The sequence below is a fragment of the Arthrobacter sp. TJ-58 genome, from assembly GCF_058269295.1.
Genome location: NZ_JBZCNM010000003.1, coordinates 242877 through 269474 on the forward strand (window position 1 = coordinate 242877; position 26598 = coordinate 269474).

At 64.6% G+C, this 26598-nt stretch carries 27 protein-coding genes; 21 read left to right on the forward strand and 6 right to left on the reverse strand.

What is annotated here, in order from left to right; all coding sequences use genetic code 11:
* The first annotated feature begins 6 nt into the window (after positions 1-6).
* From AC4D2W_RS11535 to AC4D2W_RS11545, 3 genes are read left to right on the forward strand one after another with little or no spacing between them, the layout of a single operon-like run.
* Complete coding sequence (locus AC4D2W_RS11535) at positions 7-972, forward strand: ABC transporter ATP-binding protein (RefSeq protein ID WP_490927047.1); 966 nt, start codon at positions 7-9, stop codon at positions 970-972.
* Positions 965-1870, forward strand: coding sequence for an ABC transporter permease (locus AC4D2W_RS11540; RefSeq protein WP_490927048.1), 906 nt, complete (start codon positions 965-967; stop codon positions 1868-1870). The genes AC4D2W_RS11535 and AC4D2W_RS11540 overlap by 8 nt, the downstream gene beginning before the upstream one ends.
* Positions 1867-2715: an ABC transporter permease gene (locus AC4D2W_RS11545; protein WP_490927049.1), complete on the forward strand. Its 849-nt coding sequence runs from the start codon at positions 1867-1869 to the stop codon at positions 2713-2715. The genes AC4D2W_RS11540 and AC4D2W_RS11545 overlap by 4 nt, the downstream gene beginning before the upstream one ends.
* On the opposite strand, the gene AC4D2W_RS11550 is transcribed toward AC4D2W_RS11545, so the two are convergent.
* Entirely contained in the window at positions 2678-3232 is a 555-nt protein-coding gene (locus AC4D2W_RS11550; protein ID WP_490927050.1) for an O-acetyl-ADP-ribose deacetylase, read from the reverse strand. The genes AC4D2W_RS11545 and AC4D2W_RS11550 overlap by 38 nt on opposite strands.
* 195 nt (positions 3233-3427) lie before the next feature.
* Here AC4D2W_RS11550 and AC4D2W_RS11555 point away from each other — a divergent pair, with 195 nt between their 5' ends.
* From AC4D2W_RS11555 to AC4D2W_RS11580, 6 genes are all read left to right on the forward strand, one after another.
* Positions 3428-4180, forward strand: coding sequence for an SDR family NAD(P)-dependent oxidoreductase (locus tag AC4D2W_RS11555; RefSeq protein ID WP_490927051.1), 753 nt, complete (start codon positions 3428-3430; stop codon positions 4178-4180).
* Between the two features lie 78 nt (positions 4181-4258).
* Entirely contained in the window at positions 4259-4621 is a 363-nt protein-coding gene (locus AC4D2W_RS11560; RefSeq protein ID WP_490927052.1) for a VOC family protein, read from the forward strand.
* A 61-nt stretch (positions 4622-4682) separates the two neighbouring features.
* Entirely contained in the window at positions 4683-5198 is a 516-nt protein-coding gene (locus tag AC4D2W_RS11565; protein ID WP_490927053.1) for a hypothetical protein, read from the forward strand.
* Positions 5199-5307: 109 nt separating this feature from the next.
* Positions 5308-6156: an exodeoxyribonuclease III gene (locus AC4D2W_RS11570; protein WP_490927054.1), complete on the forward strand. Its 849-nt coding sequence runs from the start codon at positions 5308-5310 to the stop codon at positions 6154-6156.
* 12 nt (positions 6157-6168) lie between these two features.
* Positions 6169-7203 carry a tryptophan--tRNA ligase gene (gene trpS / locus AC4D2W_RS11575; RefSeq protein ID WP_490927055.1) on the forward strand — a complete coding sequence of 345 codons (1035 nt, stop codon included), beginning with the start codon at positions 6169-6171 and terminating at the stop codon, positions 7201-7203.
* 21 nt (positions 7204-7224) lie between these two features.
* Positions 7225-7782 carry a 2'-5' RNA ligase family protein gene (locus tag AC4D2W_RS11580; protein ID WP_490927056.1) on the forward strand — a complete coding sequence of 186 codons (558 nt, stop codon included), beginning with the start codon at positions 7225-7227 and terminating at the stop codon, positions 7780-7782.
* Here the strand turns inward: AC4D2W_RS11580 and AC4D2W_RS11585 are convergent.
* The 5 genes from AC4D2W_RS11585 to sdhC form a co-directional block, all read right to left on the reverse strand.
* Positions 7779-8573, reverse strand: coding sequence for an alpha/beta hydrolase family protein (locus AC4D2W_RS11585; protein ID WP_490927057.1), 795 nt, complete (start codon positions 8571-8573; stop codon positions 7779-7781). The two genes, AC4D2W_RS11580 and AC4D2W_RS11585, sit on opposite strands and share 4 nt — an antisense overlap.
* 100 nt (positions 8574-8673) lie before the next feature.
* Positions 8674-9450, reverse strand: a complete 777-nt coding sequence (locus tag AC4D2W_RS11590) for a succinate dehydrogenase iron-sulfur subunit (protein WP_490927058.1) — start codon at positions 9448-9450, stop codon at positions 8674-8676.
* Positions 9450-11216: a succinate dehydrogenase flavoprotein subunit gene (sdhA, locus tag AC4D2W_RS11595; protein WP_490927059.1), complete on the reverse strand. Its 1767-nt coding sequence runs from the start codon at positions 11214-11216 to the stop codon at positions 9450-9452. Before sdhA ends, AC4D2W_RS11590 begins: the two co-directional genes overlap by 1 nt.
* A gap of 88 nt (positions 11217-11304) precedes the next feature.
* Positions 11305-11784, reverse strand: a complete 480-nt coding sequence (locus AC4D2W_RS11600) for a succinate dehydrogenase hydrophobic membrane anchor subunit (RefSeq protein WP_400926909.1) — start codon at positions 11782-11784, stop codon at positions 11305-11307.
* A 3-nt stretch (positions 11785-11787) separates the two neighbouring features.
* On the reverse strand, positions 11788-12168 hold the full coding sequence (sdhC, locus tag AC4D2W_RS11605; RefSeq protein ID WP_400926906.1) for a succinate dehydrogenase, cytochrome b556 subunit: 381 nt from the start codon (positions 12166-12168) through the stop codon (positions 11788-11790).
* 235 nt (positions 12169-12403) lie between these two features.
* Between sdhC and AC4D2W_RS11610 the strand changes: the two genes are divergently transcribed.
* The 12 genes from AC4D2W_RS11610 (at position 12404) to eno (ending at position 26572) form a co-directional block, all read left to right on the forward strand.
* The gene (locus tag AC4D2W_RS11610) at positions 12404-13540 is read left to right on the forward strand and encodes a mannose-1-phosphate guanylyltransferase (RefSeq protein ID WP_490927060.1); all 1137 of its coding nucleotides are present in this window, start codon (positions 12404-12406) and stop codon (positions 13538-13540) included.
* Between the two features lie 153 nt (positions 13541-13693).
* Positions 13694-14860 carry an amidohydrolase gene (locus AC4D2W_RS11615; protein ID WP_490927432.1) on the forward strand — a complete coding sequence of 389 codons (1167 nt, stop codon included), beginning with the start codon at positions 13694-13696 and terminating at the stop codon, positions 14858-14860.
* 298 nt (positions 14861-15158) lie between these two features.
* Entirely contained in the window at positions 15159-16241 is a 1083-nt protein-coding gene (locus AC4D2W_RS11620; RefSeq protein WP_490927061.1) for a BMP family lipoprotein, read from the forward strand.
* Positions 16242-16409: 168 nt separating this feature from the next.
* Positions 16410-17954, forward strand: coding sequence for an ABC transporter ATP-binding protein (locus AC4D2W_RS11625; RefSeq protein ID WP_490927062.1), 1545 nt, complete (start codon positions 16410-16412; stop codon positions 17952-17954).
* The gene (locus AC4D2W_RS11630) at positions 17951-19312 is read left to right on the forward strand and encodes an ABC transporter permease (RefSeq protein WP_490927063.1); all 1362 of its coding nucleotides are present in this window, start codon (positions 17951-17953) and stop codon (positions 19310-19312) included. The genes AC4D2W_RS11625 and AC4D2W_RS11630 overlap by 4 nt, the downstream gene beginning before the upstream one ends.
* Positions 19309-20592: an ABC transporter permease gene (locus AC4D2W_RS11635; RefSeq protein WP_490927064.1), complete on the forward strand. Its 1284-nt coding sequence runs from the start codon at positions 19309-19311 to the stop codon at positions 20590-20592. Before AC4D2W_RS11630 ends, AC4D2W_RS11635 begins: the two co-directional genes overlap by 4 nt.
* Positions 20593-20641: 49 nt before the next feature.
* Positions 20642-21067: a cytidine deaminase gene (locus tag AC4D2W_RS11640; RefSeq protein WP_490927065.1), complete on the forward strand. Its 426-nt coding sequence runs from the start codon at positions 20642-20644 to the stop codon at positions 21065-21067.
* Positions 21064-22353 carry a thymidine phosphorylase gene (locus AC4D2W_RS11645; RefSeq protein ID WP_490927066.1) on the forward strand — a complete coding sequence of 430 codons (1290 nt, stop codon included), beginning with the start codon at positions 21064-21066 and terminating at the stop codon, positions 22351-22353. The genes AC4D2W_RS11640 and AC4D2W_RS11645 overlap by 4 nt, the downstream gene beginning before the upstream one ends.
* Positions 22354-22478: 125 nt before the next feature.
* On the forward strand, positions 22479-23201 hold the full coding sequence (locus tag AC4D2W_RS11650) for a DedA family protein (RefSeq protein WP_490927433.1): 723 nt from the start codon (positions 22479-22481) through the stop codon (positions 23199-23201).
* A 61-nt stretch (positions 23202-23262) separates the two neighbouring features.
* Positions 23263-24444, forward strand: a complete 1182-nt coding sequence (locus tag AC4D2W_RS11655; protein WP_490927067.1) for an adenosine deaminase — start codon at positions 23263-23265, stop codon at positions 24442-24444.
* A complete protein-coding gene (locus tag AC4D2W_RS11660) occupies positions 24437-25129 on the forward strand; it encodes a MazG nucleotide pyrophosphohydrolase domain-containing protein (RefSeq protein WP_490927068.1) in 693 nt (230 codons plus the stop codon). The genes AC4D2W_RS11655 and AC4D2W_RS11660 overlap by 8 nt, the downstream gene beginning before the upstream one ends.
* Before the next feature lie 159 nt (positions 25130-25288).
* Complete coding sequence (eno, locus tag AC4D2W_RS11665; protein WP_490927069.1) at positions 25289-26572, forward strand: phosphopyruvate hydratase; 1284 nt, start codon at positions 25289-25291, stop codon at positions 26570-26572.
* Positions 26573-26598 lie beyond the last annotated feature (26 nt).

A 26598-nucleotide genomic window follows, 5' to 3' on the forward strand; every position in this document is an offset into this window, starting at 1 on the left:
GTTCGAGTGCCGCAGATCACACCCTCTCCGACTGTCCCCAAGACCGCCTCTTCCACCGTCATTTCGGCCCGGAACCTACGCAAGACCTACGGCGATTTTCATGCCGTGGACGGCATCAGCTTCGACGTCCCCGCGGGGGAGTCCTTTGGGCTTCTCGGCCCCAACGGCGCCGGCAAGTCCACCACCATGAAAATGATCGGCGGCGTGTCAACGCGCACCTCCGGGGACCTCACCGTCATGGGGCTGGACCCGGACCGGTACGGGCCCGAGGTGCGCGCCCACTTGGGGGTGGTGCCGCAGCAGGACAACCTCGATGAAGACCTGCGCGTGCGCGAGAACCTCATGGCCTATGGCCGGTACTTCGGCCTGCCCAAGAGCTATCTGGGGCCCAAGGCCGACGAGCTGCTGGAATTCGCCCAGCTCGCCGACAAGGCCAAGGCCAAGATTGAATCCCTCTCCGGCGGCATGAAGCGCCGCCTGACCATCGCCCGGTCGCTCATCAGCGATCCCAAGATCCTGCTGCTGGATGAACCCACCACGGGACTGGATCCCCAGGCACGCCACATCCTCTGGGACCGGCTGTTCCGGCTCAAGGAAGCCGGGGTCACGCTGATCCTGACCACCCACTACATGGACGAAGCGGAGCAGCTCTGCGACCGCCTGGTGGTGGTGGACAAGGGACAGATCATGGCGGAAGGATCTCCTGCTGCCCTGATCCGTGAATACTCCACCCGGGAAGTGCTGGAACTGCGCTTTGGTTCCGAACGCAACACTACGGTGGCCGCCGAACTGGAAGGAATCGGGAGCCGGGTTGAAACCCTCCCGGACCGCGTCCTGATTTACGCAGACGACGGCGAGACCGCTTTGGAAGCGGTCGGCTCCCGCGGGCTGCGTCCCATCACCTCGCTGGTGCGCCGCTCATCCCTGGAAGACGTGTTCCTCCGGTTGACCGGTAGGAGCCTCGTTGACTGAGCGGCAGCTATCAGGCACGCCTGCGGCGAAAGCGGGGGCAAACCGGCACGACGTGCTGGGGCTGCGCTCTCCGCTGACACCGGAGCAGGCCGCGTCCCGGGCACGGCGCTTTGGTGCCGTGTATTACGCCGAGCACTGGATCCGGCGCATGCGCGGCTACGGGTGGACCGTGCTCATGACCGCGGTGGGCACCCCTCTGGTGTACCTCTTTGGTATGGGCGTGGGGCTGGCGTCGCTGGTGGACACCGGCGATGCGGCGTTTGACGCCGGCAACGGGGCTACGGTCTCTTACCTCGTCTTCGTGGCACCGGCCCTGCTGGCCACAGCCGCCATCATGGTGTCGACCGAAGAAAACACCTACATGGTGTTGGGCGGCTTCAAATGGCAGCGCACCTACTACGGTCCCAACGCGTCGCCGCTGTCCAGTAACCAGCTGGTGGACGGGCATCTGATCGGTTTCTCAGTCCGGATGCTGATCACCACCGCCCCGTACTTTGTGTTCCTGCTGCTCTTCGGTGCAGTGGGGCAGCCGGGTACGGCGTGGCTAATGATTTTCACCGCGATTCTTGGCGGCGTGGCCTTCGGCATGCCGCTGATGGCCTACAGCGCGTCACTGGAGCAGGACAAGGGGCAGTTCTCCATGGTGCAGCGCTTTATTGTGATGCCGCTGTTCCTGTTCTCCGGCACCTTCTTTCCGCTGGAGTCCCTGCCCGGGGCCATCCGCTGGATCGGCTGGATTTCTCCGCTGTGGCACTCCACCGAGCTCGGCCGGGTCCTCAGCTACGGTTACGCCGAGGCTCCGGCGCTGACAGCGGTCCATGTGGCGTATCTGCTGCTTCTCGGCTTTGTCGGCTGGGTCCTGGCGCGCCGGAACGTCACCCGGAGGCTGGGAAAATGACCGTAGAAAAAACGACGGCGCCGACGCGCCTGGCACCCGCACAGCTGGACCCGAAGGGCCGTTTCCTGGGGTCCCTTTATGCCCGGAACGTCCGGTCAGTGTTCGCCCGCGGGCTGAAGGCCACGTGGGGCAGCAACTGGGCCGTCATGATCAGCGGGTTCGTGGAACCGGTGCTCTACCTGGTGGCCATGGGTATTGGACTGGGTTCCCTGATCGGTACCGTTGCCGGCCCGGGAGGCGAAGAGATCGGGTACGCCAACTACATTGCCCCGGCACTGCTGGCCGTTTCAGCAATGAACGGAGCGGTGTACGACTCCACGATGAATGTGTTCTTCAAGCTCCATTACGCCAAGCTCTACGAAGGCATGCTCGCCACCTCGCTGGGCCCGCTCGACGTCGCGCTCGGGGAAATCCTGCTTGCCCTGCTGCGCGGTGCCATGTATGCAACCGGCTTCACGGCCGTCATGGCGGCCATGGGCCTGGTGACCTCGCCCTGGGCGCTGCTCATGATTCCCGCCGCCGTGGTGGTGGCCTTTGGCTTTGCCTCCTTCGGCATGGCGATCACCAGCTGTATGAAGACCTTCCAGCAGCTGGAGTGGGTGAACTTTGTCATGCTGCCCATGTTCCTGTTCTCCGCAACGTTCTATCCGCTGAGCGTGTACCCCCAGGCCATCCAATGGGTAGTTCAGGCGATGCCGCTCTGGCACGGCGTGGAAATGATGCGGCAGCTCAGCGTGGGCATGCTGACCTGGGCAACCGCCGGACACCTGCTCTACTTCGTGGTCATGATTTGTTTGGGCCTGGTGGTCACGACGGGTCGTCTTCGGTCCCTGTTTTTGAAGTAGCAGCCAGTTCCTGCTCCGCCCTGCGGAAGACCTGCTCGACGGGTTCGCTGAAAAGCACGAACTCCACGGACCGGACGGTTCGGGCCGGATAGTCCCGAACGGTGCGCAGGGCCACCGCGGCCACGGTTGCCGGGTTCCAGCCGTAGACGCCGGCGCTGACGGCGGGGAAGGCCACCGTTTCGGCGCCGAGTTCCTCGGCAACATCCAGGGAACGGCGGAAGCAGGATGCCAACAGCTCCGGGTCGGTCTCCCCGGCCCGGGCGTTCGGGCCGACGGTGTGGATGACCCACCGGGCCGGAAGCTGGAAGCCTGGAGTGGCCACCGCCTCTCCGACGGGGAGGCCGCTTGCCCAGGTCCCCGCGCGCAGTTCCCGGCAGGCTGCCAGCAAGCCCGGTCCCGCTGCACGGTGGATGGCTCCGTCCACACCGCCGCCGCCGAGCAGGGAAGAGTTCGCGGCGTTCACGATGGCGTCCGCAGTGTTGGTGGTGATATCTCCGGTGGAAATCAGGATCTGCATGCGGCCCAGTGTGGCACTCGAAGTTCCCTGCCCGCCAGTTTCCTCACCAACAGTTAGGCGGCGCCCGGCCCGTACCCCGGTTTGATGTCTTCCGCATCCGCAGGCAGGACGGGACCATGGAGGGGGACGAGCCGGGCCGGTACCCCTCGGGACGATTGCGGCCAGGCAATGAAGCAACCAACCGGAGGAGTTCCCATGGCTGATCGGTTCGCAGGAAAGACCGCCCTTGTGACAGGCGCAGGGTCGGGCATCGGAAAAGCTGCGGCGGTGGCGCTGGCAGCGGAGGGCGCCAGCGTCGTCGTCAACGATTTGGACCTGGAAGCCGCACAGGCTGTGGTGAACTCCATCTCGGAAGCGGGCGGCACCGCGGTTCCTTCCGTGGGTGACGTGGGGACGGCCGAGGATGTGAAGGGCGCCGTGGACACCGCCGTCAGCGAGTTCGGCGGACTGCACCTGGCCTTCAACAACGCGGGGATCAGCGGTCCGCTGGGGCTGCTGACAGAGATTGATCTGGAGGGGTACCGCCGGGTCATTGACGTGAACCTCAATTCGGTCTTCTACGGAATGTATTTCCAGATCCCCGAAATGCAGAAGGCCGGGGGAGGAGCGATCGTGAACATGTCCTCCATCCTGGGAGTGGTTGGCTCAGCCACTGCCGTTCCCTACGTCACGGCTAAACACGGGGTGACGGGCATGACCCGCGCCGCGGCACTCGGCTACGCGGACCAGAACATCCGGGTGAACTCGGTGCATCCCGGGTACATCGACACCCCGCTCCTGGAGGCCCTGCCCCGGGACGTCTATGCGTCCCTCGTGGGACTGCACCCCGCCGGCAGGCTGGGCACCGCGGAGGAGGTGGCCCACGTGGTCCTCTTCCTGCTCTCCGAGCAGGCGGCCTTCGTCACGGGCGCCCAATACTCGGTGGACGGCGCGTACACCACCCAGTAGGCTCCGGGGCAAGTACCCGCTGCCTGCCGTCCGCTTACAGGGCAGCGGGTACTTGCCTTTTGAGAAAGGAAAGCACCGATGATCGGATCATGGCACGCAACCGTCATCGACTGCCCGGACCCGGACTCGCTGGCATCTTTCTACGAATCCCTGCTGGGCATGATCCGGGTTGACCATGAAGACGACGGATCCTGGATCACCATCGGGGATGCCCCGGACCGTCCTGCGCTCGCGTTTGCGCGGGTGCCCGGATACACCCCGCCGCAGTGGCCCGGACAGGATATTCCCCAGCAGATGCACCTGGACGTCCGCGTGGCGGACCTGGATCTGGCGGAGGCCCAGGCCGTAGCGCTGGGCGCCACCGGCATGGACCGCGGAAGTGAGACCTTCCGGGTATTCCTGGACCCTGCCGGACATCCCTTCTGCCTTGTCGCCTGGTAGGAGATTTCGCCGGGGGAGGACGGTTTAACGGCTTCGCTTCCGAGTTTGAGACAATGAAGCCATGCAGTCGCTCCCTAACGGCAAGAAGCCGCAGCCCTCGTCCAAGCCCCGCCGCGGGGTGAGCCAGAAAATGGCAACCTTCGGCATGTCCCTGATGCTTTTGGTTTTCCTGGTTGCCGTGGTTTTCGCAGCCAATGAAAACGACTTCATCGGGTGGGCGGTTGTCATCATCTCGCTGGGCTGGCTGTGCCTCTTTTCGTTTGTGGTCTTCAGTGTCCGCGGTGCCGCCCGCAAGGCCGGCGCCAAGATTGCCCAGGCCCAGGACTCCCTGAACATGGCAGCCGGCATTACCCCCGGCGTCCAGGTCGTTGACGAAGCCACCACCATCAGGGACCAGAAGCTGGACCACAGCTTCAAGATCGTCCAGGTTCAGGCCCGCGTTATCCGGGAAAACCTCGGCCGGGATGAAGAACAGGTGAACCGTGCCCTGGAGACCATCGAAATCACCTCGCACAACGCCCGGTCCATGATCAAGAAGGACGACGGCGGCCCGGTGGAGGGCACCCTGGTGGACTAACAGTCCCGGAACCGGGTCCCTGCAGGAGAACCGGAACCAGCCGCGCGGAACGCAACGCCCCCCGCGCCCCAACATGAACCGCAGGCTACTGAGGAGTATGGTTATTCGCGTGAGTTTGGCATCAGCAGGAGAATCATCCGGGCCGGCAAAGCCACTGCGCATTGCCACGGTGAACGTGAACGGAATCCGCGCCGCGTACAAGCGCGGAATGGCAGATTGGCTGGCGGAACGGGACATCGACATCCTGTGCCTGCAGGAAGTGCGTGCCCCCGATGCGGTGGTCCGTGAACTCCTCGGCGACGAGTGGCACATCCTGCATGCCGAGGCCGAAGCCAAAGGACGCGCCGGTGTTGCCATTGCCTCCCGCATGGAGCCGGTGGCTACCCGTGAACACATTGGTGACGAGTACTTTGCGCTCTCCGGCCGCTGGGTGGAGGCAGACTTCAAAGTCAGCGTTGAGGGTGCCGAAAAGACGCTCACCGTGGTGAGCGCCTATGTGCATTCCGGCGAGGTGGATACCCCCAAACAGGTGGACAAATACCGCTTCCTCGACGTGATGACCGAGCGGCTGCCCGCATTGAAGCAGGAGAGTGACTTTGTCCTGCTGGTGGGTGACCTGAACGTGGGCCACACTCCCCTGGACATCAAGAACTGGAAGGGCAACGTCAAGCGGGCAGGCTTCCTGCCGGAGGAACGCGCCTACTTTGACCGGTTCTTCAGCGAGGAAATCGGCTACACGGACGTAGCCCGCAAGCTGGCCGGCGAGGTTCCCGGGCCGTACACCTGGTGGTCCTGGCGCGGGCAGGCCTTCGACAATGACAGCGGTTGGCGCATCGACTACCACCTCGCAACTACCGGGCTGGCCGAACGCGCCGTATCCGCCGTCGTCGACCGTGCCGCCACCTATGACAGCCGCTTCTCAGACCACGCCCCCGTTGTGGTCGACTACCAGTTCTAAGGGCCCCACATCATGAGCACATCCATTCCCTCCGGCCGCCAGCGCATCCTCTCCGGAATGCAGCCCTCCGCGGACTCCCTGCACCTGGGCAACTACCTCGGCGCCCTGGTGAACTGGGTCCGGCTGCAGGACGAGTACGACGCCTACTTCTTCATTCCCGATCTGCATGCCATCACCGTGCCGCAGGACCCTGCCGACCTGCGCCAGCGCACCCGGGTCACCGCGGCCCAGTACATCGCCGGCGGCGTGGACGTGAACAAGGCAACGCTGTTTGTGCAGTCGCAGGTTCCCGAGCACGCCCAGCTCGCCTGGGTCCTGAACTGCCTCACCGGATTCGGCGAAGCCTCCCGCATGACGCAGTTCAAGGACAAGCAGCAGCGCTTCGGTGCCGACGCCGCGTCCGTTGGTCTGTTCACCTACCCCATCCTCCAGGTTGCGGACATCCTGCTCTACAACCCGCACGGCGTCCCCGTGGGCGAGGACCAGCGCCAGCACGTTGAACTGAGCCGCGACCTGGCCAAGCGCTTCAACTCCCGTTTCGGGGAAACATTCATTGTTCCCGAGGTGTTTGTGCAGAAGGAAGCCGCAAAGATCTACGACCTGCAGAATCCAACAGCCAAGATGTCCAAGTCTGCGGCGTCGCCGGCGGGACTGATCAACCTGCTGGATACGGATAAGGTCATTGCCAAGCGCATCAAGTCCGCAGTGACCGACGACGGCACGGAAATCCGCTTCGACCGGGAAGCCAAGCCCGGGGTCTCCAATCTCCTGTCCATCTACTCGCTGATTTCGGGCCGGAGCGTGGAAACCCTGGTGAAGGAATACGAAGGAAAGATGTACGGACACCTCAAGGGCGATCTGGCAGAGGTTGTGACCGAGCATGTCCGTCCCATCCGGGAACGGGCTCTGAGCCTGCTCGAAGATCCTGCCGAACTGGACCGGCTGCTCGCGGTAGGCGCCGCGAAGGCCCGGGAGACGGCGTCGGCTACACTGGCCGATGTGTACAACAAAGTTGGTTTCCTGCCTTTGGGTTCCTCCGCGGTCTGACCGATGAGTCTTTCGAATCCTATGATTCAAGCCGCCGTCGGTGATGACGACGGCGGCCCGGACGCGTCCGCGTCCGCGTGCGTGGGTATCGTGATCGGCGTCCCGGAGCCGATGGCCTCGGAACTGCGCCGGGCACGGGCCTCCTTCGGGGACCCGATGGCCGCCGTCATTCCGGCGCATATCACCGTGGTCACCACCACCTACACGGATGATTGGGAAGCCACCGCAGCGCATGTGCGCGCGGTGGCCCGGAGCCATGCACCGTTCGAGGTTGCCCTGCGGGGTACGGGCACCTTCCGCCCGGTCTCGCCCGTGGTCTACGTGCAGCTCGACGGCGGACACGAGGAATGCATTGCCCTGCACAGGGAAATGCAGAGCGGCCCGCTCGCCCGGGACCTGCCCTTCCCCTACCACCCGCACGTTACCGTGGCCCACGATGTCAGCGAGGCCGGCATGGACAGTGCATTGGAGGCCCTGCGGGACTACGAGGCACGTTTCACGGTACGCACCGTGGGGCTGTACGAGCATGATGCCGCGGGCCTCTGGAAACTGCGCGAGAACGTCCCGCTGCGGGGCTAGGCGTCCTTGGCGGTACCGTCCGGGGCGGACCCGGGCAGGTAGATGCCGGCCCAGGCGGCAATGATGTCCGCAGCGCGGCGTGTCTGGGCACGGTCCACCATCAGGTGATTGCTGCCTTCCAGCGAGATGAAGTTCCGCGGATGCCGGGCGGTGGAGAAAATCTCGCTGGCATTGTCGATCCCCACGGTGTTGTCCGTGGGGGAGTGCATGATCAGCAGCGGCAGGTTCAGTTCCCGGATGGATTCGGTCAGGTCGTACGCGGCCAGGTCCTTCAGCAGCTCTTCCCGGATCCGCAGGCTTCCGCCGCCCAGGTCCACCTCCGCCGAACCTTCTTCCCGGATGGTCTGGACCTCTTCTTCAAAGAGGTGCTGGACATGGGAGGGCCGGAAAGGAGCAGCGATGGTGACCACGGCACGAAGCCCCGGAATCTCACCGGCCGCCACCAAAACCGCAGCACCGCCGAGGGAATGGCCGATCAGCAGCGAGACCTCACGTCCCTGGCCGCGCAGGAAGGCGGCAGCGCTGGAAATGTCCGCCACTTTGGTGGTGAAGGTTCCGTCTTCCCACGCGCCCGTGGATCCGCCCAAACCTGCGGCGTCGTAGCGCAGGACGCCGATGCCGTGCTTGGCCAGCGCCTTGGAAATCCGGGAAGCAGCGGCGCTGTTCTTGCCCAGCGTGAATCCGTGGCAGAACACCGCCCAGGCCCGGGCACCGCCGTCGGGCACGTCAATGGTGCCGGCCAGAGTGGTGTTGTTGACGCCGGGAAAGGATACGGACTCGGATACGGGCATAGGGGGGAAACCAACCTTAGATCTGTGGAACGGCCGGAGGCGGCGTCCGGCAGCCGCAAGGGACTGCCCGACGCCGCCTCCGGCGGGTGGAGCGTAAATGCTAGACGGAACGGCTCAGGATAGCTTGCTTGACCTCGGCAATTGCCTTGGTCACCTGGATGCCGCGGGGGCATGCTTCGGAGCAGTTGAAGGTGGTGCGGCAGCGCCACACGCCTTCCTTGTCATTGAGGATTTCCAGGCGCATGTCTCCGGCGTCGTCGCGCGAGTCGAAGATGAAGCGGTGGGCGTTCACAATGGCGGCCGGGCCGAAGTACTGGCCGTCGGTCCAGAACACCGGGCAGGAGGACGTGCACGCAGCGCACAGGATGCACTTGGTGGTGTCGTCGAACCGTTCACGGTCCTCTGCGGACTGCAGGCGTTCCTTCGTGGGCTCGTGGCCCTTGGTGATCAGGAACGGCATGATTTCGCGGTAGGACTGGAAGAACGGTTCCATGTCCACGATCAGGTCCTTTTCCACGGGGAGGCCCTTGATGGGTTCCACGAGGATGGGCTTGGACGTGTCCAGGTCCTTCAGCAGGGTCTTGCAGGCCAGGCGGTTGCGGCCGTTGATGCGCATGGCATCGGATCCGCAAACACCGTGGGCGCAGGAGCGGCGGAAGGAAACCGAGCCGTCATGCTCCCACTTGACCTTATGCAGGGCGTCCAGCACGCGGTCCGTGCCGTACATGGTCAGCTTCCACTCGTCCCAGTATCCTTCGTCAGATACCTCGGGGTTGTAGCGGCGGACCTTGAGCGTGATCTCGAACGAGGGGATTTCCCCGCCCACAGATTCCGGAAGATCAATCTTGGAGGCTGGCTCCGCAATTTCGGTTGTCATTAGTACTTCCTCACCATCGGCTCGTAGCGCGTGAAGATGACCGGCTTGGTGTCCAGTCGAATGCCGGCGGTGTGCTCGTCATTGGCTGCTTCGTCAACCTTGTACGCCATCGAGTGCTTCATGAAATTCTCGTCGTCGCGCTCCGGGAAGTCCTCGCGGAAGTGCCCGCCGCGTGATTCCTCGCGGTGCAGGGCCGCCACGGTCATGACCTTGGCCAGCTCCAGCAGGAAGCCCAGTTCCACGGCTTCCAGGAGGTCCAGGTTGAAGCGCTTGCCCTTGTCCTGGACGCTGATCTTCTTGTACCGCTCTTCGAGCGAGGCAATGTCGGTCAGGACCTGGTTCAGGGTGTCTGCGGTGCGGAACACCTGCATGTTGGCATCCATGGTGTTCTGCAGGTCCCGGCGGATTTCGGCAACCCGTTCGGTTCCTTCGGAGTTGCGGACCAGGTCCAGCAGCTCGATCGTGGTGGCTTCCGGGTTTTCTGGCAGGTCCACGAAATCAGCGGTCAGGGCGTACTCGGCGGCGTTGATGCCGGCGCGCTTGCCGAAGACGTTGATGTCCAGCAGGGAGTTGGTGCCAAGGCGGTTGGAACCGTGCACGGAAACGCAGGCGACTTCACCGGCGGCGTACAGACCCGGAATAACGGTGTCGTTGTCCTGGAGGACCTCGGCCTTGATATTGGTGGGGATGCCGCCCATGGCGTAGTGCGCGGTCGGGAACACCGGAACCGGCTCCGTGTAGGGCTCCACACCGAGGTAGGTGCGGGCGAACTCGGTGATGTCCGGGAGCTTGGCATCAATGTGTGCCGGCTCCAGGTGCGTCAGGTCCAGCAGGACGTAGTCCTTGTTCGGGCCGCAGCCGCGGCCTTCACGGACTTCATTGGCCATGGAGCGGGCCACGATGTCACGGGGAGCGAGGTCCTTGATGGTGGGGGCGTAGCGCTCCATGAAGCGCTCACCCTCCGAGTTGCGCAGGATGGCACCTTCACCGCGGGCTGCTTCGGAAAGCAGGATGCCCAGGCCGGCGAGGCCTGTCGGGTGGAACTGGAAGAACTCCATGTCTTCCAGGGGGATGCCGCGCCGGAACGCGATGCCCATGCCGTCACCGGTGAGGGTGTGTGCGTTGGAGGTGGTCTTGAAGACCTTGCCGGCACCGCCGGAAGCGAAGACCACGGACTTGGCCTGGAAGACGTGCAGCTCGCCGCTGGCCAGGTCATAGGAGACGACGCCGGAGACGCGCTTCTGGCCGAAGCTGTCCTCGACGGTCAGCAGGTCCAGCACGTAGTACTCGTTGTAGAACTCCACGTTGTGCTTGACGCAGTTTTGGTAGAGCGTCTGGAGGATCATGTGGCCGGTGCGGTCAGCGGCGTAGCAGGCGCGGCGGACCGGAGCCTTGCCGTGATCGCGGGTGTGGCCGCCGAAACGCCGCTGGTCGATGCGTCCCTCGGGTGTGCGGTTGAACGGCAGACCCATCTTTTCCAGGTCCAGCACGGCGTCGATGGCTTCCTTCGCCATAACCTCCGCAGCGTCCTGATCCACCAGGTAATCGCCGCCCTTGACGGTGTCAAAGGTGTGCCATTCCCAGTTATCTTCTTCGACGTTGGCCAGTGCTGCACACATGCCGCCCTGTGCCGCACCGGTGTGCGAACGCGTGGGGTACAGCTTGGTCAGTACAGCCGTACGTGCGCGCTGGCCTGATTCGATGGCGGCACGCATACCGGCGCCGCCGGCGCCGACAATTACGACGTCGTACTTATGGACCTGCATACCAGATGCTCTTTCTGTTGAAACTGAGAAAACTTAGTAGTGCTCCGTGGCTCCGTGTCCGGACCCGGCTCTTACGCCTAGAAGGAAGTTACGCCTTGCAGAAATCGGCGATGAGGTCAGCGGGGGCGCCGGCGGGGCACGGATCGAAGGTGAAGATCACCAGGGTGCCGAGCACAATGATCACCAGGGATGCGATGTAGAGAATGCTCTTCAGCGTCATCCGGGTGGTGTTCTTGTCCGCGTAGTCATTGATGATCACGCGGACGCCGTTGGTGCCGTGCAGCATGGCCAGCCACAGCATGACCAGGTCCCAGACCTGCCAGAGCGGGCTGGCCCACTTGCCGGCAACGAAGCCGAAGTCGATGGCATGGACGCCGTCGCCCACCATGAGGTTGACGAAGAGGTGGGTGAAGATCAGCACGATCAGGATGGCGCCGGAGATGCGCATGAAGAGCCATGCCAGCATCTCGAAGTTGCCTTTGCCGCCCGGGGTGCGGACGTACTTGGGGGAGATGCGGCCGGACCGCGGAGCCTCGATGGAGACGGCCTCGTTGGTTGTTGTACTCATGGCTTAGTGACCCCCGAAAACGATGGGAAGGTGGCGAACGGAGAAACCGATCATGGTGATCACCCATAGGCCGACGACGCTCCACAGCATCTGGCGCTGGTACTTCGGGCCCTTCTTCCAAAAATCGATCAGGATAACGCGCACGCCGTTGAAAGCGTGGAACACAATGGCGCCGACGAGGCCGAGCTCGCCGAGGCCCATGATGGGGTTCTTGTACGCGCCAATCACAACGTTGTAGGCCTCAGGCGAAACTCGCACCAGTGAGGTATCCAAAACGTGGACCAACAGGAAGAAGAAAATCACCACGCCGGTAATGCGGTGGGCAACCCAGGACCACTGGCCTTCACGGCCGCGGTAGAGAGTGCCTGCTGGTAACTTCGACACTGAATTTTCCTCCCTGCGACGCAGCGGCGCTGGCGTGTCTTCCACGCAGTGATGACGCCGGTGCGACAGCAATATAAGCTCAAGCATAATCTAGGTGTCCGTGACGGCGCTTTCAATTTAGGTCGCCCTATCATGTGACCCTCGTTACACTACGGCGGCATTCAGCGGCCGTGCCGAACAGAACACGAGCGTCCTTCCGGTTCGCAGGCCCGTGCGTCGGCTAATCTTGGCACTGATGAGTACAGAACCGAGCCCCAATACTTCCTCCGCGGACTTTGACCGCTTCTACGGCGTAATCCCGGCCGGCGGCGTGGGTACCCGCCTGTGGCCGCTGTCCCGTGCCGCTGCCCCCAAGTTCCTGCATGACCTGACGGGTTCGGGATCCACCCTCATCCGGGCCACGTATGACCGGCTGCGCCCGCTCAGCGGTGACCGGGTCATGGTGGTGACGGGCACCCTGCACCGCCAGGCGGTCCGGAAGCAGCTGCCGGAAATCACCAACGAAAACCTGGTGCTGGAACTGGAGCCCAAGGATTCCGCGGCCGCGATCGGTCTTGCGGCGGCCATCCTCTACAAGAGGGATCCCAGCATCATCATGGGTTCCTTCGCTGCGGACCAGGTCATTGCGCCCGTGGACGTTTTCCAGGACGCCGTCCGGGAGGCCATCCACACCGCGGCGCAGGGGTACATCGTGACCATCGGCATCCACCCCACGCATGCTGCAACCGGGTTCGGCTACATCCGTGCCGGGGAGCCCCTGGACATTGCCGGCGCACCCAGCGCGCACGCCGTCGTCGAATTCGTGGAGAAGCCCTCGGAAGAAGTGGCCCGCACCTACCTGAAGAACGGCCACTACAGCTGGAACGCAGGGATGTTCGTGGCTCCGGTGGACCTGATGCTCAAGCACCTGGAAGCCAATGAGCCCGAACTCCACGTAGGGCTGATGGAAATTGCCGAGGCCTGGGACACCCCCAACCGGCGCGCCGTGGTTCGCCGCGTCTGGCCCACTCTGCCCAAGACCGCCATCGACTACGCGGTGGCGGAGCCCGCTGCGGCGGCCGGCGATGTTGCCATGATTCCGGGCATCTTCAATTGGGACGACGTCGGAGACTTCGCCGCGATCGGCCGCCTGAACCCCGCTGCCGAAAACAGCGAGCTGACCGTAATGGGCGAGGGCGCCCGGGTCTACTCGGAAAACGCCTCAGGCATTGTGGTCTCCGATACCAAGCGGGTGATCGCCCTGATCGGCATCGAGGATGTTGTCATCGTGGACACCTTGGATGCCCTGCTGGTGACCACCAAGGAACATGCCCAGGAAGTCAAGAAGGCAGTGGAGCACCTGAAGGCCAGCGGCGACACCGACGTCCTGTAGGGGGGCCTCCAAAGCGGCGCCGCGGTTCTTCCGCGGCGCCGCTTTGGCGTCCGTATGGCGGAACATCGTCACACTGTTCCCGCAACAGCAGCCTCAGTGGCTAACCTTTAAGTTGTGCCTACCATCCCACTGAACAGTTCATCGGTTCCTTCCATGCGGGGCAGCGTTGCCCCCATCCTGGGCGAGCTGATCTCGTTCCGCCGGGACCTGCACCAGCACCCGGAGCTGTCGACGAAGGAAATCCGTACCACTGACAGGATTGTGGACGCGCTGCAGGACGCAGGGCTGAAGCCCGTCCGGCTCGAAGGCACCGGCGCTTACGTGGATATCGGCGAGGGTCCGCTGCGGATCGGCCTGCGTGCGGACATCGATGCACTGCCGGTGCTCGAAGAGACCGGGCTGCCCTATGCCTCCGTCAATACCGGCATTACCCATGCCTGCGGCCACGATATCCATACCACTGTCATGGTGGGCGTCGCACGGATCCTGGCGAAGCTCGACGCCGCCGGCACACTCGGCGGGCGGGTCCGGGTCATCTTCCAGCCCGCTGAAGAGGTAATGCCCGGCGGGGCGCTGGGCGTCATCGCCCAGGGCATCCTCGACGGAGTGCCGCGGATCCTGGCGCTGCACTGTGACCCGAGGATCGACGTCGGGCAGGTGGGCACCCGCATCGGGGCCATCACCTCCGCCTCCGACACCATCCGCATTGAACTGGCCGGACGCGGCGGGCACACCTCCCGGCCGCACCTCACCGAGGACCTCGTGTTTGCGCTGGCGGAAATTGCCGTCAGCGTCCCCGCAGTTCTTTCCCGGCGCATCGACGTGCGCAGCGGCGTCTCAGTTGTCTGGGGGCAGATGCATGCCGGATCCGCGCCCAACGCCATCCCCGCACACGGTTTCATGTCCGGCACCATGCGCTGCCTCGATGCAGAGGCCTGGCATGCTGCAGGTGTTCTCCTTGATGACGTTGTACGGCAGACCGCGGCACCGTTCGGCGTGGATGTCACCTTGGAACACATCAGGGGAGTGCCTCCGGTTATCAACGCCGACGCCGAAACCAGCCTGATCGAGGCGGCAGCCCGGGCGGAGCTGGGCGACGACTCCATTGTGCTGGCCCCCCAGTCCATGGGCGGAGAGGACTTCGCCTGGATGACCCAGGAAGTCCCCGGAGCCCTCATGCGGCTGGGAACCCGGACGCCCGGCGGTGAAACCTACGACCTGCACCGCGGTGACTACAACCCCGATGAACTTGCGGTCAGCACCGGAGTAAGCGTGATGGCAGCAGCGGCTGTCCGCGCGACCCGGGGGCTGCGGCACTAGCCCCGCCGCCTGCTGCAGTGCGGGGCCGGATAACTCTTTGGAGGTCATGCGCAGACGATCTGCGTATTTTGCTTGCAAAAAATAACAACATGTAAACAATGTGCCCTCCAACACGTCATCTGGCTCAGGCAGTGTGTTCCAGGCCATAGGATTGGGGGTGCTGCGATCCGACGATGTGCGGAGCGCCGCACCACGCGACGGCCGGCCCTCATTGAGCGGCGGGTACCGCCAGCCCTCTTTGAGCGGCAGGAACAGAGTATTTCTGCGCGTGGCACCCCATTTCTTTTCTGGAGGAACATTGAAGAACTTCCCGCGCAGCTTCAAGCGCAATGCCGGCGTCTCCGCCGCCATGCTCGGCGTTTCGGCACTCCTGCTCTCCGGCTGCGGCGCGGCCCCCGAGGAAGAAGGCAGCTCCGCTGAGGGAGCCACCGATTTCCTGGGCTGCATGGTTTCCGACTCCGGCGGATTCGATGACAACTCGTTCAACGAATCCACGTACAACGGTCTGATGAAGGCCAAGGATGACCTCAAGATCGAAACCAAGGAAGCCGAGTCGCAGTCTGAAACGGACTTCACGCCGAACCTGGACAGCATGGTCCAGGCCAACTGCGACCTGACCATCACGGTTGGCTACCTGCTCGCGGACGCCACCAAGGCTACGGCTGAGGCCAACCCGGACCTGAACTTCGCGATCGTTGACGACCAGTCCATCGAGGCTGACAACGTCAAGCCGATCATCTACGACACGGCCCAGGCTGCGTTCCTGGCAGGTTACGTCGCCGCCGGCTCCACCCAGACCGGCAAGGTTGCCACGTACGGCGGCCTGGACATTCCCACGGTGACCATCTTCATGGACGGCTTCGACCAGGGCGTGAAGTACTACAACGAGCAGAACGGCACCGATGTTGCCGTCCTCGGCATGGATTCCTTCACGGGCAGCTTTGACGACGTCTCTGCAGGTAAGACCACCACGCAGAACTTCCTTAACGAGGGCGCGGACATCATCATGCCCGTCGCCGGTCCGGTTGGCGCCGGCACCATCGACGCCGTAGTGGCTGCCAACGCCTCCGGCAAGGACGCCAAGGTCATCTGGGTGGACTCCGACGGTTACGAGACCGTTTCCTCCGGCAACGAGGTCATCCTGACCTCCGTCATGAAGCTCATGGGCGAAGCCGTGGAAGACGTCATCAGCACCGACGTCGAGGGCAACTTCGACAACACTCCGTACATCGGCACCCTCGAGAACGGCGGCGTTTCACTGGCACCGTTCCACGACCAGGAAGCCAACGTTCCGGACGAGGTGAAGACCTCCGTCGAGGACATCAAGGCCAAGATCATCTCCGGAGAGATCACGGTCGAATCCGCTTCAAGCCCGAAGTAACCCCCGGGCGCTTTTCCCCGGTGCCCGGACAGTGGTCCGGACACCGAAAGCACCGAACGCACCAAATGACCGCCGTTTTCCCGGCAGCCTTGCCTGCCGGGAAAACGGCGTTTGTTCTGTGTCGGTAATGTTCTCCCTTATTTACCCAAAAACAGATTGGTTGGGGTTTTGAAACTCGAACTCAAGGGCATCACGAAGCGGTTTGGCACGTTCGTGGCCAATGACCACATTGATTTGGTGGTTGAACCCGGGCAGGTCCACAGCCTGCTCGGCGAAAACGGCGCAGGCAAGTCCACGCTCATGAATGTGCTGTACGGACTGTACGAGCCCACCGAGGGCGAAATCCTGGTTGATGACAAGCCCGTCACCTTCAGCGGACCCTCTGACGCCATGGCCGCAGGAATCGGAATGGTGCACCAGCACTTCATGCTGGTGCCCGTCTTCACTGTCGCGGAAAACGTGGCCCTCGGCGACGAGAAAACCACGTTCGGCGGGATGCTGAACCTGGACCAGACGCGCCGGCGCATCCGGGAAATTTCCGACCAGTACGGGTTCGACGTTGATCCCGACGCTGTGGTGGAAGACCTGCCGGTGGGCGTGCAGCAGCGGGTGGAAATCATCAAGGCCCTGATCCGGGACGCCCGCGTCCTGATCCTGGATGAACCAACCGCCGTCTTGACGCCGCGGGAAACGGACGAGCTGCTCGGCATCATGCGCCAGCTCACCGACGACGGCAAATCGGTGGTCTTCATCTCGCACAAGCTGCGGGAAGTGAAGGCCGTATCGGATGTCATCACGGTGATCCGCCGGGGCAAGGTGGTCGGCTCCGCCGATCCCGGCGCCTCCACCACGGAACTGGCTTCCCTGATGGTTGGACGCTCCGTCAGCCTGAACCTCAACAAGGAACCGGCCACTCCGGGGGATGAGACCTTCGTGGTTGAAAACCTCACTGTCGCCTCCGCAGCCGGACCGGCCTTCCTCAACTCAGTCAGCTTTGGCATCCGGCGCGGTGAGATCCTCGCCCTGGCCGGAGTTCAGGGCAACGGGCAGACCGAACTGACCGAGGCCATCATGGGCCTGCAGGACCACGTCAGCGGGTCCATCCGCCTCAACGGTGAGGAACTGGTGGGACGCAAGACCCGCGAGATCATCGATGCCGGCGTGGGCTTTGTGCCCGAAGACCGCAATGTTGACGGCCTGGTGGGAACCTTCTCGGTGGCCGAAAACCTGATCTTGAACCGCTACGACACAGCCCCCTTCGCCCGGGGCCTGTCCATGCGTCCGGCAGTGATCCAGGAGAACGCAGCCGAAAAGATCTCCGAGTTCGACATCCGCACGCAGTCGGCCGACGCCGCTGCCGGCACCCTGTCCGGCGGAAACCAGCAAAAGGTGGTGATGGCCCGCGAACTTTCCCGCCCGCTGGAGCTCTTCATCGCCTCACAGCCCACCCGGGGCGTGGACGTGGGGTCCATCGAATTCCTGCACCGGCGCATCATCTCCGAACGCGACGTCGGCACTCCGGTGCTGATCGTGTCCACGGAGCTGGACGAGGTACTGGAATTGGCGGACCGGATTGCCGTGCTCTACGGCGGACGGCTGATGGGCATTGTTCCGGCCAACACCTCCCGCGACGTGCTGGGCCTGATGATGGCCGGCATGCACGCGGATGAAGCGACAGCGCACCACACAGATTCCAAGGGAGGGGCCCAATGAGCCCGGACGATTCCACCAAGCAGGACCCGCCGGGGGAGGCCAGCGTAGCCGCTGCCGAAATCGCCCGGCTCGAGAGTGCAGCAGACGAACCGGGCACGGCGGCACCTCCGCCGGTGATCCCGCCAACGCCTGCGGACAGCGAGGCCGGAGGTCCCCAGCAGTCAGCCCTGCGGCGGATGCTGTCCAGCCACACCATGGTCTCGGTCCTCTCCGTTCTGCTGGCCCTCATTGTGGGCGGCATCCTGATTGCGGCCACAGATGAGGAAGTGGGCGCCTCGGCGTCGTACTTCTTCTCCCGGCCCACCGATCTGCTCTCCGCAGCCTGGTCGGCCGCGTCGGGCGCCTACATGGCCCTGTTCCAGGGATCAGTCCTGAACTTCGAGGCTGAAACCCCGGCGCGCTTCTTCTATCCGCTGACCCAGACCCTCACGGTGGCAACCCCGCTGATCCTGGCCGGGCTCGGCGTCGCCGTCGCCTTCCGCACCGGTCTGTTCAACATCGGTGCGCAGGGCCAGATCATCATCGGTGCCGCCATGGCTGCCTGGGTGGGCTTCGCCGTCCACCTGCCCGCCGGCCTGCACCTGCTGCTGGTCATCGTCGCAGGTATGCTCGGCGGCGCCATCTGGGCAGGCATCGCCGGTGTCCTGAAGGCCAAGACCGGTGCCCACGAGGTCATTGTGACCATCATGCTCAACTACGTGGCCATCAACTTGGTGCTGTTCATGCTCAGCACCCCCGCTTTCCAGCGCCCCGGGTCCTCGAACCCGATCAGCCCCCAGCTGGATGCGAACGCCATGTTCCCGCCGCTGCTGGGCAGCGGGTTCCGCCTGCATTGGGGCTTTGTGCTGGCCGTCCTGGCCACCATCTTCATCTGGTGGCTGATGAACCGTTCCACCGTGGGCTTTGAGCTCAAGGCCGTGGGCGCCAACCCGTCGGCCGCCCGCAACGCAGGCATCAGCACCACCAAGGGCTACATCGTCGTGATGCTGATCGCCGGCGCCCTGTCCGGCCTGGCCGGCGTGGCCCAGGTATCCGGCACGGAAAAGGTGCTGACCTCCGGCGTCGCTGCCAGCTTCGGCTTCGACGCCATCACGGTTGCCCTGCTGGGCCGCTCCAGCCCCTGGGGCACCTTCGCGGCAGGCGTGCTGTTCGGCGCTTTCCGTGCCGGCGGCGTGACCATGCAGACCAACACCGGCACCAGCATCGACATTGTCCTGGTGGTGCAGTCACTGATCGTGCTGTTTATTGCGGCCCCGCCGCTGGTGCGGTCGCTGTTCCGCATCCCGGCACCCGGAGCGTTCAAGACGTCCGGCAAGAGAACGTCCACGAAGACCAAGTCCGCCGGAGGCGCAGCATGAGTACCGCAACAACGCGTCTGGAACCAAAGCCGGCCGCCGTCGGCGTCCGCAGCTGGAAGACTCCGGTCATCCTCATTGTCCTGGCCCTGCTGGGGCTGGCCGTCTTCGCTCTGGGTGCGCCGTCCAATGACGTCACCTTCCGTCTCTCCGACCCCGGGGAGGCTCTGGTGCTGCCCGCCGCGGTGGTCTCGGCGCCCCTGGTTGGCTGGATCACCGCCCTGGTGATGCTCGCTGCCGCAGCGTGGGCTTTCCTGCTGACCCGCCGCGGGGACCGGGTGCCCGGATGGCTGGTGGCCGTCTTCGGAGTGGCCTTCGTCGTCGGCTTCCTGACCTGGGTCGTCGGCAGCGCCGAGACCCCCAACGTGGCCCTGTACGGACTGCTCTCGGGCTCCTTTGCCCTGGCCATCCCGCTGATCTTTGGTTCGCTCTCCGGCGTGCTCTGCGAACGCTCCGGCGTGGTGAACATCGCCATTGAAGGGCAGCTGCTCTTCGGCGCCTTCGCTGCCGCCGTGGCGGGATCGCTGTCCGGCAATGCCTTCGTGGGGCTCTTCGCCGCTGCGGTGGCCGGCGCCCTTGTATCGCTGGTTCTGGCAGTGTTCAGCATCAAGTACCTGGTCAACCAGGTCATTGTGGGCGTGGTCCTGAACGTGCTGGTCTCCGGCCTGACCGGCTTCCTGTTCTCCACCCTGCTGTCCTCGGACACCGCCAAATGGAACAGCCCGCCGTCGCTGCCGCCCATCCGGATCCCGCTGCTGGCGGACATCCCGATCATCGGACCGATCCTGTTCAACCAGTCCGTCGTCGGCTACCTCATGTACATTGCCCTGGCTGCGGTCTACTTCGGCCTGTTCCACTCCAAGTGGGGCCTGCGCACCCGCGCCGTCGGAGAGCATCCCAAGGCTGCCGACACGCTCGGTGTCAATGTGAACCGCATCCGGTTCGTCAACGTCCTGCTGGCCGGTGTGGTCGCCGGAATCGGCGGTGCCTTCTTCACCCTGGTCTCCGTGTCCGCCTTCAACCGGGACATGACCGGCGGCCAGGGCTACATTGCCCTGGCAGCGCTGATCCTGGGCCGCTGGAACCCGCTCGGAGCACTGCTGGCAGCGCTCCTGTTTGGCTTCGCCACCAACCTCCAGTACGTCCTGAGCCTGCTGGGCACCTCGGTGCCCAACCAGTTCCTGGCCATGCTGCCGTACGTCGTGACGATCTTTGCGGTGGCCGGCGTGGTCGGGAAGTCCCGGGGACCGGCGGCCAGCGGAGTGCCGTACGTCAAGGAATAAGTTCAACCCGGCGGGCGGCTTCGGCCGCCCGCCACTAGCTAGGACTGTTATGACCAACGAAGAAACCCCGGCCGCATCCATCGACTGGGATGTTCTGCAGGACACCGCACGGGCCGCGCTGGCCCACGCCTACGTGCCCTATTCGAAGTACCCCGTGGGAGCAGCCGCGCTCACCGACGACGGCCGGATCATCTCCGGCTGCAACGTGGAGAATGCCTCCTACGGACTGACCCTCTGCGCCGAGTGTGCCCTGGTCAGCTCACTGCACATGACCGGCGGCGGGCGCCTGGCGGCGTTCGTGTGCGTGGACGGTGCCGGGGAAATCCTGATGCCGTGCGGCCGGTGCCGGCAGCTGCTGTACGAGTTCCGAGCACCAACCATGCAGCTAATGACCGTAAGCGGCATCCGGACCATGGACGAAGTCCTGCCGGATGCCTTTGGACCCCAGCACCTGGAAGGGCAGGACAACGCATGAAAAGCGAACAATTCGACGCCGTGGACATCATCGGCATCAAGCGGGACAAGGGCACCCTCTCTCCGGAACAGATCGACTGGACCATTGACGCCTACACCCGCGGCGCCATCGCCGACGAGCAGATGGCCGCGCTGAACATGGCCATCCTGCTCAACGGCATGAGCCGGCAGGAAATCTCCCGCTGGACGGCCGCCATGATCGCTTCCGGCATCCGGATGGACTTCTCCTCCCTGGGCAAGCCGACCACCGACAAGCACTCCACCGGAGGCGTGGGGGACAAGATCACTCTGCCGCTGGCACCGCTCGTCGCCGTTTTCGGCGTGGCTGTTCCGCAGCTTTCCGGCCGCGGGCTGGGCCACACCGGCGGCACCCTGGACAAGCTGGAGGCCATCCCCGGGTGGCGCGCCAATCTGTCCAATGACGAGATCATGGCCCAGCTGGCCGACGTCGGCGCGGTCATCTGTGCCGCCGGCACCGGCCTGGCTCCGGCGGACAAGAAACTGTACGCACTGCGCGACGTGACGGGGACGGTCGAGGCCATCCCGCTCATTGCCTCCTCCATCATGAGCAAGAAGATCGCCGAAGGCACCGGCTCCCTGATCCTGGACGTCAAGGTGGGATCCGGCGCCTTCATGAAGGATGTTGCCAACGCCCGCGAACTGGCCGAAACCATGGTGGCCCTGGGCAAGGACGCCGGAGTCAACACCGTGGCGCTGCTGACGAACATGTCTACTCCGCTGGGCCTCACGGCAGGCAATGCCATTGAGGTGGAGGAATCCGTTGAGGTCCTCGCCGGCGGCGGTCCGGCGGATGTCGTGGAACTGACGGTCCGGCTGGCCGAAGAAATGCTGGCAGCTGCCGGCCTGCCCGACGCCGATCCGGCAGCCGCGCTGAAGGACGGCCGGGCCATGGACGTCTGGCGGCGCATGATTTCCGCACAGGGCGGCGATCCGGACGCCAAGCTGCCGCAGGCGCGGGAGTCCGAAACCATCTACGCACCCGCAGACGGTGTCCTGGTGGAACTCGATGCCCTGTCCGTTGGCGTGGCTGCCTGGCGGCTCGGCGCGGGCCGGGCCCGCAAAGAGGACGAGGTCCAGGCCGGCGCGGGCGTCCGCATGCACGCCAAGCCCGGCGCCCCGGTCCGCGCGGGCCAGCCGCTGATGACCCTGCTGACGGATACACCGGAGAAGTTTGAGCGTGCCCGCGAAGCCCTGGCGGACGCCGTCGTTATCGCTCCCGAGGGATCACGTCCGGTGCAGAAGCTGATTCTCGACCGCATCAGCTGACCATTGGCTGACCGGCGCGCCCCTGGGCGGGCGCGCCGGTTGGCGGGCACCGATGTGTTGGTGGCATCGTTGTAGGTACCAGAGACCGAGCCGAGGAGACCCGTCTGGACGTGCTGAGCACCGCAATGGACAGCATCAACAACTTCATCCTGATTTCCGCCGATGCATGGTGGGTCTACTTGGCGTTGTTCGCGTTCTGCCTGATTGACGGTTTCTTCCCGCCCGTCCCGAGCGAATCCCTGGTGGTGGGACTGGCAGCCCTGGTGGCCACCGGTGCCGGCCCCAACCCCTGGCTGGTCATGGCCGCTGCCGCGTGCGGTGCCTTCCTGGGCGACAACTTCGCCTATCTGCTGGGCCGGCGGATCGGCGTCGAACGGTTCCGGTGGATGCGCGGGCCCCGGATGCAGCGCGGATTCGTCTGGGCCCGGAAGGAGCTGGACCACCGCTCCGTCTCACTCATCCTGGTGGCCCGCTTCATTCCCATCGGGCGCGTGGTGGTTAACCTCACCGCTGGAGGCACAGGTTTTCCGCGGCGCGTCTTTGTCTCGCTGACCGCCATGTCAGCGGTGGCCTGGGCCGGTTACAGCGTTGCCATCGGAGCGCTGGCCGGAAGATGGTTCAAGGAAAACCACCTTCTGGGCGTGGTGGTGGCCATTGCGGTTGCCATGGTCCTGGGCCTGATCATTGACCGGATCATCACCAAGCTGCGCGGCCCGACGCCGCTGGGAACCAGCCGCGAGGAAGCCCGGCTCCGCCATGAAGCGGCCCAGGCAGCTCGGAAGGCACACCCAGCCCGGACCTCCGGCAGCGGCGCCCCGAAAGCCGAAGACAGGTCCGAAGCCCCCTGATCCCGCCGGACGAACCCGGCGGACTCGGAAGGCGTGCCGCAGCTCACGTAGAGTTGGCACCGTGACTGAGCCCATACTGCTTCCTGCCTCTGACCCGACTCTCGATATCCGCAGCCTGCCGAAGGTGTCGCTGCATGACCATCTCGACGGCGGTCTGCGCCCGGAGACCATCATTGAACTTGCCGCGCTGGCGGGACACGAGCTTCCCTCCACGGATCCCGTGGCACTGGGGGAGTGGTTCCGCGAGTCTGCCGACTCCGGGTCGCTGGAGCGCTACCTGGAAACCTTTGACCACACGATTGCCGTGATGCAGACCCGCGAAGGCCTTATCCGGGTGGCACGCGAGTTCGTTGAAGACCTGGCCGATGACGGCGTGGTGTACGCCGAGATCCGCTGGGCTCCCGAGCAGCACCTGAGCGGCGGCCTGAGCCTGGACGAAGCGGTGGAAGCGGTGCAGGAAGGCCTGGAGGCCGGCGTGGAAGCCGTTGAAGAAGGCGGGCACCTGATCCAGGTGGGCCAGCTCATCACCGCCATGCGGCATGCCGACCGTGCGATGGAACTCGCCGAACTGGCCGTCCGGCACCGCTACAACGGAGCCGTTGGCTTTGACATAGCCGGCGCCGAGGACGGCTTCCCGGCCTCCCGCTTTGCCGACACCTTCACGTACCTGGCCGAAAACCAGTTCCCTGTCACCGTCCATGCCGGCGAGGCTGCCGGAGTAGACAGCATCAGGGATGCCCTGGTGCACGGGCGGGCACTGCGGCTGGGCCACGGCGTCCGGATTGCCGAGGACATTGACGTGGAGTTCGACGCCGAGTTCGACGCCGATGTCGAAGAGGGCGTGGACGGCGCCGCCGGGCAGGAGACGGACGCCGAGGTGGGCTTGGTTTCCATCGGCCAGGTGGCCGCATGGGTCCGGGACCGGGGAATTCCGCTGGAGATCTGCCCTTCCTCCAACCTGCAGACCGGTGCCGTCGCCTCTTTCGGCGAGGATATCGAGGCCCACCCCATCGACCTGCTGTACCAGACCGGTTTCCAGGTCACGGTGAACACCGACAACCGGCTGATGAGCGGTGTCACGCTGACCGGCGAATTCGAGCTGCTGGCGGACGCCTTTGATTATGACCTGGACGACATCCTGGAGCTCACCATGAACGCAGTGGATGCCGCCTTCCTTCCGCTGGAAGAGCGCGATGCCCTGGCCGCCTACGTGACGGACGGCTTCAACCAGGCCCGTGGCTGAACAGGAGCCCACCAGCGACGGCGGTGACCTGGGCCGGCGGTTCACCCGCCTGGCCCAGGTTGTCGCCATCCTGCGCGAGCGCTGCCCGTGGACCGGGGCGCTGACACATCAGTCCCTGCTGGAGTACCTCATTGAGGAAGCCTATGAAGTGGCGGAGGCGGTGGAGACCGGACACACCGGCCCCGAAGACGCCCGGGAACTTGCCGGAGAACTGGGCGATGTCCTGTTCCAGGTGCTGCTGCATGCACGGCTGCAGGAGGAATCCGGCCACTTTGGCATTGTCGATGTAGTGGAATCGCTCACAGCCAAAATGATTCGCCGCAATCCGCACGTCTTTGCCCCCGACGGCTCGGTGCGCGCCGCCACCACAGCGGATACCGCCGAAATAGAGCAGGCCTGGGACGCAGCGAAGCGCCGGGAAAAGCCGGAACGGACCTCACCCTTCGACGGAATTCCCGCCGGTCTGCCGGCGCTCCTGCTGGCCGCCAAAACGCAGGAGCGGGCCCGCCGTGCCGGGCTGGAGGTGCCTTCGGCCACCCCGGAAGCCGCATCCGGGCGCACCTGGCAGGGGTCCGAGGAGCTGGGAGATCACCTGTTCGCCGTCGTTGCGCAGGCCCAGGCGCAGGGACTGGATGCGGAAGCTGCCCTCCGGGAGGCAGTGCGCCGGTTCACGGCCGGCCGCTAAGGCACACAGGGCCCGTCCGCAGCCCAACAGAACGCCGGATTGGCACCAAGGGGCCTTACGGCGGCGCCGGTTTCAACTAGGCTGGAAGCAGACAGCGTGGCCCGCTTCATAGGCCGGGCTGTAGTTACCCCTAGCGTTCCAACGAACAGGAGCATTCCCATGGCAATCATCGATGCCATTCACGCCCGCGAAATCCTGGATTCCCGCGGTAACCCGACCGTTGAGGTAGAGGTTCTGCTGGATGATGACACGTTTGGCCGCGCCGCGGTTCCCTCCGGCGCCTCCACCGGTGCCTTCGAAGCCAACGAGCGCCGCGACGGCGAGAAGACCCGTTACCAGGGCAAGGGTGTCCTGCAGGCCGTTGAAGCCGTCATCGAGCAGATTCAGCCGGCGCTGCTGGGCTTCGATGCTGCCGATCAGCGCGCCATCGATCAGGCCATGATTGACCTGGACGGCACGGAGAACAAGTCCGGCCTGGGCGCCAACGCCATGCTTGGTGTGTCCCTGGCCGTGGCCCGCGCCGCAGCAGAATCCGCAGCCCTGCCGCTGTACCGCTACCTGGGCGGCCCCAACGCTCACATCCTGCCGGTGCCGCTGATGAACATCCTCAACGGCGGATCGCACGCCGATTCCGACGTCGACATCCAGGAATTCATGATTGTTCCCCTGGGTGCGCAGACCTACTCCGAGGGCCTGCGCTGGGGCGTCGAGGTCTACCACAACCTCAAGTCCGTCCTCAAGGAAAAGAACCTGTCCACCGGTCTGGGCGACGAGGGCGGCTTCGCTCCGAACCTGCCTTCCAACCGTGCAGCCCTGGACCTGATCCTCGAGGCCATCACCCGCGCCGGCTACACCCCGGGCACGGACATCGCCCTGGCCCTGGACGTTGCCTCCTCTGAGTTCTTCAAGGACGGCGCCTACGTCTTCGAAGGACAGAACCGCACCGCCGAGGAAATGTCCGCGTACTACGAGGAACTGGTCCGCGACTACCCGCTGGTTTCCATCGAAGATCCGCTGGATGAGAATGACTGGGAAGGCTGGGCAGCACTGACCGCCCGTCTGGGCGACAAGGTGCAGCTGGTGGGTGACGATCTCTTCGTCACCAACCCCACCCGCCTGGAGACCGGCATCAAGATGAACGCCGCCAACTCCCTGCTGGTCAAGGTCAACCAGATCGGCACCCTTTCCGAAACCCTGGACGCCATCACCATGGCCCAGCGTGCCGGTTTCACCACCATCACCTCGCACCGCTCCGGCGAAACCGAGGACACCACCATTGCTGACATCTGCGTTGCCACCAACGCGGGCCAGATCAAGACCGGTGCCCCCGCCCGCTCCGAGCGCGTTGCCAAGTACAACCAGCTGCTGCGCATCGAAGAAGAGCTCGACGACGCCGCACGCTACGCAGGACGCAGCGCGTTCCCGCGTTTCACGGCAGAGTAAGCCTGCTGCTGGTGGGTACCCTCTTT

Coding starts and splice junctions, on each gene's coding strand:
- AC4D2W_RS11590 (WP_490927058.1), bottom strand. CDS start 9,450: ATGACAACCGAAATTGCGGAGCCAGCCTCCAAGATTGATCTTCCGGAA.
- AC4D2W_RS11580 (WP_490927056.1), top strand. CDS start 7,225: ATGATTCAAGCCGCCGTCGGTGATGACGACGGCGGCCCGGACGCGTCC.
- AC4D2W_RS11560 (WP_490927052.1), top strand. CDS start 4,259: ATGATCGGATCATGGCACGCAACCGTCATCGACTGCCCGGACCCGGAC.
- AC4D2W_RS11550 (WP_490927050.1), bottom strand. CDS start 3,232: ATGCAGATCCTGATTTCCACCGGAGATATCACCACCAACACTGCGGAC.
- eno (WP_490927069.1), top strand. CDS start 25,289: ATGGCAATCATCGATGCCATTCACGCCCGCGAAATCCTGGATTCCCGC.
- AC4D2W_RS11640 (WP_490927065.1), top strand. CDS start 20,642: ATGACCAACGAAGAAACCCCGGCCGCATCCATCGACTGGGATGTTCTG.
- AC4D2W_RS11650 (WP_490927433.1), top strand. CDS start 22,479: ATGGACAGCATCAACAACTTCATCCTGATTTCCGCCGATGCATGGTGG.
- AC4D2W_RS11585 (WP_490927057.1), bottom strand. CDS start 8,573: ATGCCCGTATCCGAGTCCGTATCCTTTCCCGGCGTCAACAACACCACT.
- AC4D2W_RS11565 (WP_490927053.1), top strand. CDS start 4,683: ATGCAGTCGCTCCCTAACGGCAAGAAGCCGCAGCCCTCGTCCAAGCCC.
- AC4D2W_RS11635 (WP_490927064.1), top strand. CDS start 19,309: ATGAGTACCGCAACAACGCGTCTGGAACCAAAGCCGGCCGCCGTCGGC.
- AC4D2W_RS11600 (WP_400926909.1), bottom strand. CDS start 11,784: ATGAGTACAACAACCAACGAGGCCGTCTCCATCGAGGCTCCGCGGTCC.
- AC4D2W_RS11615 (WP_490927432.1), top strand. CDS start 13,694: ATGCGGGGCAGCGTTGCCCCCATCCTGGGCGAGCTGATCTCGTTCCGC.
- AC4D2W_RS11645 (WP_490927066.1), top strand. CDS start 21,064: ATGAAAAGCGAACAATTCGACGCCGTGGACATCATCGGCATCAAGCGG.
- AC4D2W_RS11630 (WP_490927063.1), top strand. CDS start 17,951: ATGAGCCCGGACGATTCCACCAAGCAGGACCCGCCGGGGGAGGCCAGC.
- trpS (WP_490927055.1), top strand. CDS start 6,169: ATGAGCACATCCATTCCCTCCGGCCGCCAGCGCATCCTCTCCGGAATG.
- AC4D2W_RS11545 (WP_490927049.1), top strand. CDS start 1,867: ATGACCGTAGAAAAAACGACGGCGCCGACGCGCCTGGCACCCGCACAG.
- AC4D2W_RS11610 (WP_490927060.1), top strand. CDS start 12,404: ATGAGTACAGAACCGAGCCCCAATACTTCCTCCGCGGACTTTGACCGC.
- AC4D2W_RS11555 (WP_490927051.1), top strand. CDS start 3,428: ATGGCTGATCGGTTCGCAGGAAAGACCGCCCTTGTGACAGGCGCAGGG.
- sdhA (WP_490927059.1), bottom strand. CDS start 11,216: ATGCAGGTCCATAAGTACGACGTCGTAATTGTCGGCGCCGGCGGCGCC.